Genomic DNA, 14,327 nt, shown 5'->3' on the forward strand with positions numbered 1-14,327 from the left:
CCCCTCAGGGCCGGCCAGGGCCGAACCGCCGCGGCCGCGCCGCCACTCGGCCGCGCAGGCTCGCGCCTCCTCCATCAGCCACCGGCGAAAGGCCTGCACGCCGGGGTCGTCGGCGCGCTCCGGCCGGGTCAGCAGGTAGCAACCTTCCCCGCTCAGGAGGTCGCGCCGAAACGGGGCGATCAGCGTGCCGGCCTCGAGGGCGGCTGCGACCTGGGCTTGGCGCGTGATGGCGATTCCGAGCCCGGCCTCGGCCGCGTCGAGCGCCATGGTGGTGAGGTCGAACACGAGCCCCCGCGACGGGTCGATCTCCCGCTCGCCGAGCCCCGCCGCCTTGAGCCAGCGCGGCCAATCGCCGAGCCGGTGGCTCGAGTGGATCAGCGTGTGGCCCCTGATGGCGCGCGGATCGGCCGGCGCCGGGCCCTGCGGGAGCAGCTTCGGGCTGCAGACCGGAAAAATGTCCTCCAGGAACACGAGTTCACTGATGAGGCCCGGCCAGGGCGGGCGGCCGAAGCGAACGGCGGTGTGGATCACGTCCGAGGCCGCATCCAGCGGCGCCCCGCTGGTCCGGATGTTGATCGCGATCTCGGGGTGGGCGGCCTGGAATCGTCCGAGTCGCGGCACGAGCCAGCGGATGGCGAAGGTCGGCGTGACGTTGACATGCAGGTCGGCCGCGTCGGCGCTGCGGACCTCCCCACAGGCGATGTCGATGCGGTCGAAGGCGTCGTGCAGGGCGGCGGCGAGCCGCTTGCCCTTTGGGCTCAGCGTCCGGGCGCGGCCGTCACCCTCGAACAGCCGCACGCCGAACCATTCCTCGAGGCCGCGCACCTGGTGGCCGATGGCGGACGCCGTGACGGACAGCTCCTCGGCCGCCCGCTCCAGCGAGCCCTGGCGGGCCACCACCTCGAAGGCCCGCAGCGCGTTGAGACCGGGCTTGTTCTTGGCCGACACCGGACCTCGTCTCCCCGTTCGCCTGCGTCGTCCCGGCCGGGAGTTTAGGGCCCGCGTGGGGCGCGGCAAGCGAGCCGATGCGGGAGGCGCCGGGCGGGGAGCCCGGCGATCCGGACCTCAGCCCCGGTTCTTGCCCGGCTTCGGGCCCTGCTTCGTGGCCGCGGCCCGGTGGCGCGCGTGTTTGGCAGCCCGGCCCGGGCCCGCCATCGGCTCGATGCGGATGCCCTGAACCTCGGTGCCGTGCACCGCGCGGGCAAACTCGTCCGCGGCCCGGTCGCTGATCAGCACCTTGGTCTCGCGCTCGAAGATGCGGATCGGCCCGATATCCTGCCGCGTGATGCCGCCGCGTCGGCACAGCATCGGCAGCAGCCATTTCGGGTCCGCTCCCTTGGCCCGGCCGACCGTGAGGTGGAACCAGGCGCCCTGCTCGAAACTCGCTTCGCCGGAGGGCGGCTCCGGCGACCGGTCAAACGCGGCCGCCTCGCGGCGCAACGGCTTGAAGCCGGGATCGGTGATCTCCTCGGCTGCCGGGAGGCGCTGCCGATAGAGCTGGACAAGGGCGGAGGCGATCCGTTCGGGCGGGTAGGCCTCGATCAGGGCGCGCCCGAGGCCGAGATCGTCCTCGTCGACCTCCTCCTGAAGCAGCGGGCTCTGGACGAGCCGCTGCTGGTCGAGCTCGCGGATCTCGTCGGCGGTGGGCGGCCCGGCCCAGGTCGGCACCACCCGGGCGGTCTGGAACAGCAACTCGGCCTTGCGGCGGCGTGCGCCGGGCACGAGCAGGACGCTGATGCCCTTGCGGCCGGCTCGCCCTGTCCGGCCGCTCCGGTGCTGCATCGCCTCGGCGTCGTGCGGAAAATCGGCATGGATGACGAGGCCGAGGCCCGGCAGGTCGATGCCGCGTGCGGCCACATCGGTTGCAACGCAGACCCGGGCGCGCCCGTCCCGCAGCGCCTGCAGGGCGTGGTTGCGCTCGCTCTGGCTCAATTCGCCGGACAGCGCCACGACCGAGAAGCCGCGTTCCAGCAGCAGCGCCTGCAGGTGCCGCACGGCCTCGCGGGTGTTGCAGAACACCAGCGCGGCGGGCGCCTCGTAGAAGCGCAGCGTGTTGACCACCGCGAGCGGGATCTCGCGCGGCAGAACCCGCAAGGCCCGGTACTCGATGTCGGCATGCCCCTGGTCGCCGCCCTTCACCTCGAGCCGGACGGCATCGCGCTGGAAGCTGCGGGCCAGGGTGATGATCGGCTTCGGCAGGGTGGCCGAGAACAGCAGCGTCCGGCGCTCGAGGGGGGCCGCCTGGAGAATGAATTCGAGGTCCTCGCGGAAGCCGAGGTCGAGCATCTCGTCCGCCTCGTCGAGGACGACCACGCGCAGAACGGACAGATCGAGGCGGCCCCGCTCCAGATGGTCGCGCAGACGTCCGGGCGTCCCGACCACGATGTGGGCGCCGTCGGCGAGCTGCCGCTGCTCGCGGCGCGGGTCCATGCCGCCCACGCAGGAGACGACGCGGGCGCCCGTGAACTGATAGAGCCAGGTCAGCTCGCGCTGCACCTGCAGGGCCAGTTCCCGGGTGGGCGCCACCACGAGCGCCATAGGCTCGGCCGCCCGCTCGAAGAGCTCCCGGTCCCCCAGGAGGGTGCCGGCAAAGGCGAGCCCGTAGGCGACGGTCTTGCCCGACCCGGTCTGGGCCGAGACGAGCAGGTCCCGGTCGCCGTGAAGGGGTTCGAGCACGGCCGCCTGGACGGGGGTCGGCTCGGTATAGCTTCGGTGTTCCAGCGCTCGAAGAAGCGGGGCGCTGCTGATCGGAAATTCCACGCGTGTCGCCTGATCGGCCTCCGAAGCCGCCGGCAGGGCCGTCGGCGTGCGTCGAATGGCAGGGGAGGGGTTTGGCCTGCTTACACGAGCCGGCCGGCCGCGTCGCCCTCGCCGGCACCGCTCCTGCTCCGGCCGGCTTCCCGCGCCGGACTACGGGATCGCGTAGGCCGTCTCGAACTTGATGCGCTCCATGGCGAAGCGCGAGGTCACGCTCTTCAGCGACACGGTCGAGATCAGCCGCTTATAGAACACGTCGTAGCTCGCCATGTCGGCCACCACGACCCGGAGCATGTAATCCACGTCGCCGGCCATGCGGTACAGTTCCATGACCTCGGGCATGGCCGAGACCTGTTCGGCGAAATTCGCCAGCCACGCGACGGAATGATCCGGCGCCTCCAGCGACACGAACACCGTGATGCCAAGGCCCAGCTTCTCCGGGTTGAGCAGTGCCACCCGCTTCTCGATCACGCCCTCGAGTTCCAGGCGGCGGATGCGCTTCCAGCACGGCGTCTGCGAAAGGCCGACCCGGTCCGCGATGGTGGCGATCGGGATGGTGGCATCCTCCTGCAGGATGCGCAGGATGCGCCGGTCAATGCGGTCCAGAGCCTTGGCCGGGCGCGACGTCTCAGCCGCGTCCGGCTCGACCTTGGGCCCGTCTTTCGGGCGGGGCGGGGCCGTCATGTCTGCCATCCTACAAGACTGAATCTGCGCTGCCGGTGCGAGCCACCGCCAGTCGAGGCCTCCCGGGGGAGGAGATAACCGTTCCTCGGCAGCAGCCCGGCGCGCATGGAGTGTTCTCCTGGTCGCCGCGGAATGAGAAACGGCGTTCTTTTTACTTGGTGTATAGGGTCAGAGATTGCAGATATTGGCGATGATATCTATGATTTACGTCATGCGATCCCGTGAAGCAATCGCTCTCCTCAGCTTCTGGCTGATCATCGCCACCCTCGTTGCGGCCCGCATCGTGCTGCACGACCAGGCCGGGCCGCCGGCGCCTAGGCCGGCTCACGCAGCCTGGCTGCAACCCCTGTGACGCGGGGCGCATCGGCGCCCCGCGAGGGGGGCACCGCGGAGCGACCTCCGACGGCCTCTCCGATCAGGATCAGGACGGGCCGCCGCTCCGGCAGCGGCACCCCGCCGAGCAGGCCCGCGAGATCCGTCCGCACGGCCACTTGCCCGGGCCGCGACACGTCCGCCAGCGCCACGGCCGGCGTGCCGGACGGCATTCCCTCCGCGATCAGGCGGGCGGCCAGACGGGATGCGGTGCGGCGGGCCATGTAGACCACCAGCGTCGAGCGCGACCCGGCGAGGGCGGCGTAATCCAGGCTCGACGGCAGTTCGCCATGCCGGTCGTGCCCGGTCACGAATTGCAGCCGCTGGGCGTGGTCGCGATGGGTGAGCGACAGGTTCAGCGAGGCGGCCGCGGCGCTGGCCGTGGTGATGCCGGGCACCACACGGACCGGCACGCCCGCCTCCTCGCAGGCGGCGATCTCCTCGCCGCTGCGGCCGAAGATCGACGGATCGCCGCCCTTCAGCCGGACCACGCGCTCACCGGCGAGGGCGAGATCGACCAGCAGCGCCGAGATGTCCTCCTGCCGGCAGGAGGCGCCGTGCCCCTCCTTGCCGACATGGATGCGGCGCGCCTCGCGGCGAGCGAGTTCCAGCACCTCGGGCGTGACGAGCCGGTCGTAGACGATGACGTCGGCCGCCTGCAGCTCCCGCATGGCCTTCAGGGTCAGGAGTTCGGGGTCCCCCGGGCCGGCGCCCACGATCACGACCTCGCCGAGGCGTCCCGTCGGTGCCGCCGGGACGGATCCGGCCAGCCGCTCGAGCTCCGCCGGCTGCCCGGCTTCAGGGACGGGCGATGTGAAGGCCGCGTCCACGAACCGCTCCCAGAACAGTCGCCGCTCGCTCCGGCCAGGCAGGAGGGCGCGCAGGCGGGCCCGAAAATCCTTGGCGGAGCGGGACCAGGAGGCGAGCGACGCGGGTAGCACGGCCTCGATCCGGCGCCGGATGGCCTGGCCCAGGATGGGCGCCGCACCGTCCGTCATGATGCCGATCACCACGGGCGAGCGGTTCACGATGGTGCCGAACTGGAAGTCGCAGAAATCCGGCCGGTCGATCACGTTGAGGAGGAGCCCACGGGCGCGGGCCGCGTCACGGATGCGGTCCGCCTCGGCCGCGTCCTCCTCGTCGGCGACGACGAGCACCGCGCCCGGGAGGTCGTCCGGCGTCCAGGCCCGGGCATGCAGGGCGAGACCGGGGCTCGATCCGGCCAGGGCGGCGAGGTCGGGATGCGGCTCCGGCGCGTAGATGTCCACCGAGGCGCCGGCGGCGGCCAGCAGCTCGGCCTTCCAGACCACCGGCTCGCCGCCCCCGATCATCACGACGCGCCGCCCTGCCAGGCCGACGAAGATCGGCAGCTTGGCCAGAGGCGCGAGCCGCGGCGGCCGGGTCGCGGACGGAGGGGGCGTGCTCATGCGCGGGTCCAATCAGAGAAGCGCGCCCGGCCTTCGGCGCTCAGGTGGTGGCGAGGGCGCGCAGCGGCCCTGTCGCATCGTGGAAGTTGCGGCCGGCCGTCGTGCGGCCGACATGCCCGGCCCGGACCACGTAATCGCCGAAGCGCTCGCCAGGCTGCCGCTCGGCCGCATAGGCGGCGAAGAGGCCGTCCAGCGCGGTCACGATCGCGGCCTCGTCCGCATTGTCCAGGTAGAGCTTGGACAGCCGCGAGCCGTCGAAGGCGGCGCCGAGATAGAGGTTGTAGCGGTCGGGCCCTTTGCCCACGAGGCCGATCTCCGCGATGTAGGGTCGGGCGCAGCCGTTGGGGCAGCCCGTCATCCGGATGGTGATCTCGTCCTCGGCGAGGCCGTGCGCGGCGAGGCGCTCGTCGAGCAGGGTGACGAGGTCCGGCAGGTAGCGCTCGCTCTCCGAAAGGGCGAGACCGCAGGTCGGCAGGGCCACGCAGGCCATCGAATTGCGGCGCAGCGCCGTCGCGCCGGCCGTCAGCCCGAAGGCCGCGACCAGCGCTTCGATCTCGGCCCGCTTCTCCGGCGCGACATTCGCCACCATGACGTTCTGGTTCGCCGTCAGGCGGAACTCGCCGTCATGGATCTCGGCGATGCGGCGCAGCCCGGTGAGAAGCTGAGCCCCACTCTCGATGTCGCGGATGCGCCCGTTCTGGATGAACAGCGTCAGATGCTGGCGCCCGTCCTCGCCCTCCGTCCAGCCGTAGCGGTCGCCGTTGTTGTCGAAGTGGAACGGCTCAGGATCCGGGAAGCTGCGGCCGACCCGCCGCTCGACCTCGGCCCGGAACGCGGCCAGCCCGCGCCGGTCGATCGTGTATTTCAGCCGCGCCGCCTTGCGGTTGGTGCGGTCGCCCCAATCGCGCTGAACCGTCATCACGGCTTCGGCAACCTTCAGCGCCCAGTCCGGCTCGCAGAACAGCATGACGTCGGCGGTGCGCGGATAGGTGTCGGGCTCGCCATGGGTCATGCCCATGCCGCCGCCCACCGTGACGTTCCAGCCCTTCAGCGCTCCGGCATCGTCCAAAATGGCGATGTAGCCGAGATCGTGGGCGAAGATGTCGACCTCGTTCGAGGGCGGCACCGCCACCACGGTCTTGAACTTCCGCGGCAGATAGGTGCGGCCGTAGACCGGCTCGTCTTCCGGCTCGCCGCCAACGACCCGCTCGCCGTCCAGCCAGATCTCGCGCCACGCCTGCGTCTTGGGCAGAAGGCCGTCCGAGATCTCGCGCGCGAGCTCGTAGGCCGCCTTGTGCGCTCCGGATTGGTGCGGATTGGTGGCTGCCAGCACGTTGCGGTTCACGTCGCCGCAGGCCGCGATGGTGTCCAGAAGCGCGGCGTCGATGGCCCGCATGGTGCGCTTCAGGTTGGACTTGATGACGCCGTGGAACTGGAAGGTCTGGCGCGTGGTCGCCCGCAGCGAGCCGTTGGCGTAGGTGCGGGCGATGTCGTCCAGGACCAGCCACTGGGCCGGCGTCACGACCCCGCCCGGAATGCGCAGGCGGATCATGAACGAATAGGCTTTTTCCAGCTTCTTCTTGGCGCGTTCCGGCCTGAGGTCGCGGTCGTCCTGCAGGTACATGCCGTGGAACTTGACGAGCTGGCCGTCATCCTCGGAAATCGCGCCGGTCGCGGCCTTGAGGACGCCCTCGGCGAGCGTGCCGCGCAGGAAGCCGGACGCCTCCTTGATGTGCTCGTTACGGGAGAGCTGGTCCTTGCTGATCTCGTCGGTCGACATGGGGGATCTCATGGGGCTGGCCAGCGCCGCCCGGTCCGGGGAGGCCCGGCGGGACGGCAGCGGCGCTCGGCGGTGCCGCGGCCGAGGTGAGCGGAGAAGAAACGGGCGTCAGTACACGTCGGTGAGGTAGCGCTTGTCGCGCTCGAGCTGGGCGACCGCGGCCTCGGCGGCGTCCGGCGTCAGCGCTTTGACCTCCGCGAAGGCCCGCACCAGGCTGGCCCGGACATCCCGCGCCATGGCCGTGCCGTCGCCACAGACATAGAAGCTGGCGCCGCCTTCGAGCCAATCCACGACGTCCCGGCGCTGCTCGTAGAGGCGGTCCTGAACGTAGATCTTCTCGGGCTGATCGCGGGAAAAGGCCACGTCGATGCGGCTGAGGCTGCCGTCGTCCAGCGCGTCCTGCCATTCGAGCTGGTACAGGAAGTCGTGCGTGAAGCGGCGGTCGCCGAAGAACAGCCACGAGCGGCCCGCGGCGCCCACCGCCCGGCGTTCCTGAACAAAGGCCCGGAACGGCGCGACCCCGGTGCCCGGCCCGACCATCAGGATGTCGGTTGCCGGATCGGCGGGAAGCCGGAAATGCCGGTTCGGCTTCAGGCGCACCTTGAGCCTGGCACCCCGCTTGACCCGGTCTGCCACGTGAGTGGAGGCGACGCCGGAGCGGGCCCGGCCATGCGTCTCGTAGCGAACCGCTGAGATCAGGAGGTGAGCCTCGTCGCCAACCTCCTTGCGGGAGGAGGCGATGGAATAGGCGCGCGGCGGCAGCGGGCGGGTGATGTCGCGCAACTGCTCGGCCGCGAGCGAGGCCGGGAAGGCAGCCAGCAGGTCGATCAGGTGGCGGCCTTCGCTCCAGGCCCGCGCCTGTCCGGAGTCGACGAGCTGGCGCGCGTCCGGGTGGCCGGTGGCGGCAACGAAGCGTTCGATCGTGACGGGCGAGAGCGTGCTGATGTCCCGCTCGGCCGTCAGGGCCTGGCGCAGCGCCTCGTCGCCGCTGAGCCCGGCCGCGGACAGGACCTCGGCCACGAGCTGTGGATCGTTGCTCGGGAACAGCTCCAGCGAGTCGCCCGGCTCATAGAGGGGAGCGGCGCCGTCGAAATCGAGCGCGACGTGGATCGTCTCCTTGTCCGAGCGCGACGAGTTCAGGTCGACATGGTCGACGACCTCGGCCTCGACCGGGGTGCGGCTCGGATCGCCGCCAGTGCGGCCGAAATCCACCGCCACCACATTGCTGGCCGCGGCAGCCACCGCGTCGGGGGAGGGCGCAGGCGCCAGCGCCTTGAGGGCCTGCTCGGTCCAGCTCGCCGCCCCGGCCTCGAAATCGAGATCGAGATCGACGCGGTCCAGCGCCCGGCGGGCGCCCAGCGCCTCGAGCCGCAGGTCGAGCGCGCGGCCCACCGCGCAGAACTCCGCATACGCCATGTCGCCGAGCGCGAGCACGCCGAAATCGACGCCCTCCAGCCGGGGCGCGCCGTCGCCCATGAGGGCCGCATAGGTCGTGGCCGCCCGGGCCGGCGGATCGCCTTCGCCCCAGGTCGCGGCGATCACCACGAGGTGGCGGGCCTTGGGCAGCTCCCCGAGGTCGAGATCGGCGAAATCCACCACGCGCGGCTTGAAGCCGCTCTTCTTGGCCGCCTTGCCGAGCTGGCCCGCAAGCCGCTCCGAATTCCCGGATTCGCTCGCATAGACGATCAGAAGCGGCTCCGCCGGGCGAGCCGCACCGGCCGGCACCGCGGCGGCTTGCGCCTGGCCGGCATCGACCCCGGCCAGAAAGCCGGACAGCCAGGCCCGTTGAACGGCGGAGGATCCCGCAAGAATGCGGTCGAGCCCGACAATGTCGTCGGCCGCAAACGGGGCGCTAAGGGGGATGAGAGATGAGAGTGGCACGAGGACAGACATAGCATTCGGCCCAGGCCTGACCAATGAACGCAAGTTGTCGATTTTAGAGTGGCAAAGAGAATGGGCGTCGCCGTCGGGACGGCGGGGGAGAAGAATTCTCCCTCGTGCCAGAGAGTGGCTGGGCCCTGCGGCGGCCGCGGCGGGCCCTCAGAGCATTTCGAGCGGCCCGGGGCGGGCGGGGCGCGGGAAGGCCGCGTCGAGCGCCGCGAGGTCCTGGGCGGTGAGGCGCAGGTCGGCGGCGGCCCTGTTCTGGCGCACATGGGCGGCAGCGCCGGCCTTCGGAATCGCGATCACGTCGCCGCTCCGCAGGACCCAGGCGAGCGCCACCTGGGCGGCTGTCGCGCCAAGCCGCTCGGCGAGGCCGGCAAGCGCCGGATGGGCGAGCAGCCGGCCCTGTTCGACCGGGCTATAGGCCATCACCGGGACGCTGTGCTGCGCCAGCCAGGGCAGCAGCTCGTGTTCGGGATTTCGGCGGGTCAGGTTGTAGAGGATCTGATCTGTGGCGCAGGCCCCGCCGCCGGCTGCGACCAGCTCGGCCATGTCCTCCGTGTCGAGATTGCTGACGCCCCAATGGCGGATCTTGCCGGACGCTCGCAGCCTCTCCATCGCTTCGACGGTTTCGGCGAGCGGCACCGATCCACGCCAATGCAGCAGGTAGAGGTCCAGCCGGTCGGTGCGGAGACGCTTGAGGCTCGCCTCGCAGGCCCGGGCGAGTCGCGCCCGCGAGGCGTTCTGCGGGTAGGCCTTGCTGACCAGGAACAGGGCGTCGCGCCTGTTGCCGAGCGCCTCGCCGATCAGCTGTTCGGCCGCGCCCTCGCCATACATCTCGGCGGTGTCGATCAGGGTCATGCCGAGCTCGACGCCCTCACGCAAAGCCGCGGCCTCGGCCGCGCGCCGATCCGCGCGCTCGCCCATGGTCCAGGTGCCCTGGCCGAGGGCCGGCACCTCCTCACCGGAGGGGAGGCGGACGCTCCGCATCAGAGGCCCCGCCTTGCGGGGCGGCCGGAAGCCCGGGACCCGGGCTGCTGCGGCGCCGTGCTGACCCAAACGTCCATGCCGAAACCTCGCTCAGCTTCTCAGGCCGGGCGCCTCCTGCCCGGTGCGGGCCACGTATTCCGTGTACCCGCCGCCATAGACATGCACGCCATCGGGCGTGAGTTCGAGCACGCGATCCGACAGGGCGGAGAGAAAGTGCCTGTCGTGGGAGACGAACAGCATGGTGCCCTCGTAGCGGGACAGCGCCTTGATGAGCATTTCCTTGGTGGTCATGTCGAGGTGGTTGGTGGGTTCGTCGAGCACAAGGAAGTTCGGCGGATCGTACAGCATGCGGGCCATGACGAGCCGGGCCTTTTCGCCGCCCGACAGCACGCGGCACCGCTTTTCCACGTCGTCGCCCGAAAAGCCGAAACATCCGGCGAGGGCCCGCAGGGAGCCCTGGCCGGCCTGCGGAAACGAGTCCTCCAACGTTTCGAACACGGTGCGCTGGTCGTCGAGAAGGTCCATGGCGTGCTGGGCGAAATAGCCGAGCTTCACGCTGCCGCCGACCGCGACCGTGCCGGAATCGGGCTCCGTGAACCCCGTCACGAGCTTCAGCAGCGTGGACTTGCCGGCGCCGTTGACGCCCATCACGCACCAGCGCTCCCGCCGCCGCACGGAGAAGTCCAGACCCGCATAGATGGGGCGGCCGCCATAGCTCTTGTGTACGCCTTTCAGCATTGCGACGTCGTCGCCGGAGCGCGGGGCGGGCGGGAAGTCGAACGCGACCGTCTGCCGACGCCGCGGCGGCTCGACGCGTTCGATCTTGTCGAGCTTCTTGACCCGGCTCTGCACCTGGGCGGCGTGCGACGCCCGGGCCTTGAAGCGCTCGATGAACTTGATCTCCTTCGCCAGCATCGCCTGCTGGCGCTCGAACTGGGCCTGCTGCTGCGTTTCGTTCAGCGCACGCTGCTGCTCGTAGAAGGCGTAATCGCCCGAATAGGTCGTGAGCGCGCCGCCATCGATCTCGATGATCTTGGTCACGATGCGGTTCATGAACTCGCGGTCGTGCGAGGTCATCAGGAGCGCGCCGCCGTAATCGCGAAGGAAGGATTCGAGCCAGATCAGGCTCTCGAGATCCAGGTGGTTGCTGGGTTCGTCGAGCAGCATCACATCGGGCCGCATGAGCAGGATGCGGGCCAGCGCCACGCGCATCTTCCAGCCGCCCGACAGCGCGCCGACGTCGCCGTCCATCATGGCCTGGGTGAAGCTCAGCCCGGCCAGGACCTCCTGGGCACGTCCCTGCAGAGCGTAGCCGTCCAGCTCCTCGAAACGCGCCTGCACCTCGCCGAACCGCTCGACCAGCGCGTCCATGTCGGCGGCTCCGGCAGGGTCCGCCAGCGCCGCCTCGAGCTGGCTCAGCTCGGCCGCCACCTCGCTGACCGGGCCGGCGCCGTCCATCACCTCTGACACGACGCTGCGGCCGGACATCTCGCCCACGTCCTGGCTGAAATACCCGATGGTGATGCCGCGCTCGGCCGCGACCTGGCCCTCGTCCGGCTGCTCCTCGCCGATGATCATTCGGAACAGGGTCGTCTTGCCGGCCCCGTTCGGCCCGACAAGGCCGACCTTTTCGCCCCGCTGCAGGGCGGCGGAGGCTTCGATGAACACGATCTGACGACCGTTCTGCTTTCCGATCTTCTCGAATCGTATCATCTGGTTGCGCGGTGCCGAGGTGGACGGGGAGGGGCGGGGCCTTACGTCATCGGCGGGGCCGGCAAAAGGGCAGGCGGCGTCACGGGGCCGCCGGTCGGGCCCGTCGGCGGTGCGATCGGACGCAGCCGCCCGGCATGCGGGCCGGGCAAATGCGGTGTAGAGCCGGGCCCGGCAGGTTCGCTCGGCCCCTTCGAGCCCAGCCGTGGCTTACGGGACAGCTCGATTGAACGTCACCCAGATCACCCACCACGACCTCGACGGCTACGGCGCGTCCACGGTTGCCGGAGCCTTGGTTCCGCTCGCGGCCGTCATCCATGTTCCCCGCTACGTCGATGTCGGGCCGGTGGTGGAGACCGAGCTGAAGCGCCTCGCCAAGGTGGCCGCCCCCGAGCTGCTGCTGGTCACCGATCTCGGCCTCGAGGACGTGGCGGTGAAGTTCCTGCGCAGCTTCGCGGCGCTGAACCGCCGGCGTGACCCGGGGACCGGCCACCGCCTCGTCGTCCTCGACCACCATGCGTCCTCGCTCGACCGCTTGAAGGCGCATGACGTCGCGCCATCGGCCGAGAACGGACCGCTGACCACCTTCGACCTCGGCGATCCGAACGTCGCGGTGCTGATCGACAGCACCCGCTCCGCCACCCGCATGGCCTTCGAGCACCGCGCCCTGTACGGCGCCGGCCCGGTGGATCCGGCCGTGGAGAGCCGGCTCGCGACCCTGGTCGGCGCCGTCGACGCGGTCGATCTCTGGCAGAAGGCGGTGCCGGCCTTTCGGGCCGGGTTGGTGCTCGACGAGGCCTTCTGGGACAACGTGTCCACGCTCGTGCCGCTCGGCCACCCCTGGCACGATCGGTTTGTCAGCGCGCTCCTCCTGGCGGTGGCTGGACTGATCGAGACCGGCCTCTCGCCGGCCGAAACGGAGCGCCGGATCGCCGCCGTCCGGGCCGAGATCCTCGACCAGTTCCTGGCCGACGATCCCGAGGACGACAGGTCCCTCACCACCCGGATGCGGGCGGCGCGGGTTCTGGCCCGCTCGCGCGAGCTGTTCAGCCCGCTGTCCGACGGGACGCTGCTGTCCTTCGGCCTCGATGCGGGCACCTTTCAGCGCGTCTCCGACCTGATCATGGAAACGGGCGGCGCCAAGCGCGTCGCCAACGTGCAGCGCACCGGCTCGGTGTCGTTCCGGTCCAACGACGAATCCGCCCTGACAGGCGCCCGGGCCTTCCGGGGCGGCGGGCACAGGGATGCGGCCGGCGGCAAGCTGCCGAGCGGGGCGGCCTTTTCGCTCGCCGATGCCTGCGCCCAGGTCGAGCCGCTTCTCAACCCGCCCGCGGCGGACCCGGCGGCCAGCCCCTTTGCGGCCCTGAAGGACTGGAAGGGCCAGCGCGGCTGACCGATCCGCGCGGCCGCCGCGCGGATCAGGCTCGCGTCGGGGCGGGGCGGCCGGAGTCGCGGCCGGCCAGGCTCTTCAGCAACTCCTCCAGTCGCTCCTCGATCGTGTCGCCTTCGACGCCTGCGAGCGCCCAGGCCGTGAGCGCAATGAAGATGGGGCGAACCTGAGGGTCCACATCCTCGCCGCGCTCGATCCACGACGCGAGCATGCCGTTGGCGTAATTGAAGCGCAGCACGAAGGTGTCGATTCCGACCGAGTTCATGCTGCCGTGGCCGAACTCCGCCAGCCAGCCGAGAGCGGTCGAGCCCTTTCGGTCCTGCTCCGTCAGAACCTGCCCGATCCGCATGCGCCGGTCCGGGTCCAGCGCGAGCGCGGCCTGCGCCGACCGGATGCCGGCCAGAACGCCGGCCGTGGTCCGGGGCGACCAGCCCTGCTTGAGCCCGAGGCGGGTATAGCGGTTGATCTCCGGACCGGACTCCCCCTGGAGCTGCCGCTCCGGAACGCGGTAGCTCAAATCGGCGAGATGCGAGCGGACCGACGGGCGCCGAAGGGCGAGCCTCAGACTGCCGAACATGCCGTCTCCATGGTCTCCGGCTGCGCTGCTCGGCCGATGTCGGGGAGCCTGGCGGGCTCGCGATGCGGCCCAAGCCGCCATGTCCCCTGCCGGCGGTCAAGCGCAGCCTGATGCCGCCGGCCCGGGCCGGCGCGGTCCGGCGCTCGTGCCCCCCGGCCGCGTTGCGCAGATGCAACGGACGGCATCGAGGCCCTGATCGCGATCCGATTCACTTTGACCCGGGCCGCGGTGTCTGCGAGTCGTTTTCGTGACGGTTCCCCAGCGGATTAAAACGGGAACGCGGTAAGGGCTCCGGCTCCACTCCGCGGCTGCCCCCGCAACTGTAAGCGGCGAGCCTCTCGACACCATGCCACTGGGCTTCGGCCTGGGAAGGCGGCGAGAGGCACCGACCCGCGAGCCAGGAGACCTGCCGTCAGTCGTGGTCACACGCGAGCACATCGGGCGGGGTGTCCTGATGGTCGGCGAACCTGCGCGCGGCGCAGGGGCGGCTTCGTTCGCGGTGACGTGCCACACCGCTGTCCGAGGTTTTACCGTGTTCATTTTCTGCCCGTCGGCGCTCGCCCGCGCCACGCGTTCCGGCCGTCTCCTGGCCGTGTCCGGGCTGCTTCTCAGCTCCGGCTCCGCTCTCGCCCAGCAGACCATCGAGGGCAGCCGGGCCCTGCCGCCCGTCACCGTCGATCCGCCCGCCGCCCCGGCCCGCCGACCGGCCGTCGTTCCGGCGGAACGCGGCGCGGCCACCCGCCCTGCGCCTGCGCACCG

Annotated in this window: 10 protein-coding genes, 1 pseudogene and 1 riboswitch; of the genes and pseudogenes, 2 read left to right on the plus strand and 9 right to left on the minus strand. The window is 70.9% G+C overall.

The genetic code is table 11. The annotated features are described in order from the left end of the window. The 8 genes from JWR86_RS03465 to abc-f all read right to left on the minus strand — a co-directional run. The coding region (locus JWR86_RS03465; RefSeq protein ID WP_299560771.1) for a LysR substrate-binding domain-containing protein at positions 1-948 on the minus strand (948 nt) is incomplete at its 3' end. Between the two features lie 117 nt (positions 949-1,065). After that, positions 1,066-2,760, minus strand: coding sequence for a DEAD/DEAH box helicase (locus JWR86_RS03470; protein ID WP_299560774.1), 1,695 nt, complete (start codon positions 2,758-2,760; stop codon positions 1,066-1,068). 150 nt (positions 2,761-2,910) lie between these two features. Next, positions 2,911-3,441, minus strand: a complete 531-nt coding sequence (locus JWR86_RS03475; RefSeq protein WP_299560777.1) for an Lrp/AsnC family transcriptional regulator — start codon at positions 3,439-3,441, stop codon at positions 2,911-2,913. Positions 3,442-3,755: 314 nt separating this feature from the next. After that, complete coding sequence (cysG, locus tag JWR86_RS03480) at positions 3,756-5,240, minus strand: siroheme synthase CysG (RefSeq protein WP_299560780.1); 1,485 nt, start codon at positions 5,238-5,240, stop codon at positions 3,756-3,758. A gap of 40 nt (positions 5,241-5,280) precedes the next feature. Beyond that, complete coding sequence (locus JWR86_RS03485) at positions 5,281-7,032, minus strand: NADPH-dependent assimilatory sulfite reductase hemoprotein subunit (protein WP_299560783.1); 1,752 nt, start codon at positions 7,030-7,032, stop codon at positions 5,281-5,283. Positions 7,033-7,128: 96 nt separating this feature from the next. Further along, entirely contained in the window at positions 7,129-8,901 is a 1,773-nt protein-coding gene (locus JWR86_RS03490) for a flavodoxin domain-containing protein (RefSeq protein WP_299560786.1), read from the minus strand. A gap of 159 nt (positions 8,902-9,060) precedes the next feature. Beyond that, positions 9,061-9,891 carry an aldo/keto reductase gene (locus JWR86_RS03495; protein ID WP_299560789.1) on the minus strand — a complete coding sequence of 277 codons (831 nt, stop codon included), beginning with the start codon at positions 9,889-9,891 and terminating at the stop codon, positions 9,061-9,063. Positions 9,892-9,981: 90 nt separating this feature from the next. Beyond that, entirely contained in the window at positions 9,982-11,604 is a 1,623-nt protein-coding gene (gene abc-f, locus JWR86_RS03500) for a ribosomal protection-like ABC-F family protein (RefSeq protein ID WP_299560792.1), read from the minus strand. Between the two features lie 223 nt (positions 11,605-11,827). Between abc-f and JWR86_RS03505 the strand changes: the two genes are divergently transcribed. After that, entirely contained in the window at positions 11,828-12,994 is a 1,167-nt protein-coding gene (locus JWR86_RS03505; RefSeq protein ID WP_299560795.1) for a dimethylmenaquinone methyltransferase, read from the plus strand. 25 nt (positions 12,995-13,019) lie between these two features. Here JWR86_RS03505 and JWR86_RS03510 read toward each other — a convergent pair whose 3' ends face one another. After that, positions 13,020-13,568 (minus strand): hypothetical protein, encoded by a 549-nt coding sequence (locus tag JWR86_RS03510; protein WP_299560798.1) that lies wholly within the window; start codon positions 13,566-13,568, stop codon positions 13,020-13,022. A 234-nt stretch (positions 13,569-13,802) separates the two neighbouring features. After that, positions 13,803-13,997, plus strand: a riboswitch (cobalamin riboswitch). Between the two features lie 103 nt (positions 13,998-14,100). Between JWR86_RS03510 and JWR86_RS03515 the strand changes: the two are divergent. Next, positions 14,101-14,327, plus strand: a pseudogene (locus JWR86_RS03515) (hypothetical protein); the annotation flags it as partial.

It is taken from the genome of Enterovirga sp. (assembly GCF_028290205.1).
In the GTDB taxonomy this organism is placed as follows: domain Bacteria; phylum Pseudomonadota; class Alphaproteobacteria; order Rhizobiales; family Beijerinckiaceae; genus Enterovirga.

What these genes read in the sequence shown, in the direction of transcription:
- JWR86_RS03475 (WP_299560777.1), bottom strand. Translation starts at nt 3,441, where the DNA reads ATGACGGCCCCGCCCCGCCCGAAAGACGGGCCCAAGGTCGAGCCGGAC.
- cysG (WP_299560780.1), bottom strand. Translation starts at nt 5,240, where the DNA reads ATGAGCACGCCCCCTCCGTCCGCGACCCGGCCGCCGCGGCTCGCGCCT.
- JWR86_RS03485 (WP_299560783.1), bottom strand. Translation starts at nt 7,032, where the DNA reads ATGAGATCCCCCATGTCGACCGACGAGATCAGCAAGGACCAGCTCTCC.
- JWR86_RS03495 (WP_299560789.1), bottom strand. Translation starts at nt 9,891, where the DNA reads ATGCGGAGCGTCCGCCTCCCCTCCGGTGAGGAGGTGCCGGCCCTCGGC.
- abc-f (WP_299560792.1), bottom strand. Translation starts at nt 11,604, where the DNA reads ATGATACGATTCGAGAAGATCGGAAAGCAGAACGGTCGTCAGATCGTG.
- JWR86_RS03510 (WP_299560798.1), bottom strand. Translation starts at nt 13,568, where the DNA reads ATGTTCGGCAGTCTGAGGCTCGCCCTTCGGCGCCCGTCGGTCCGCTCG.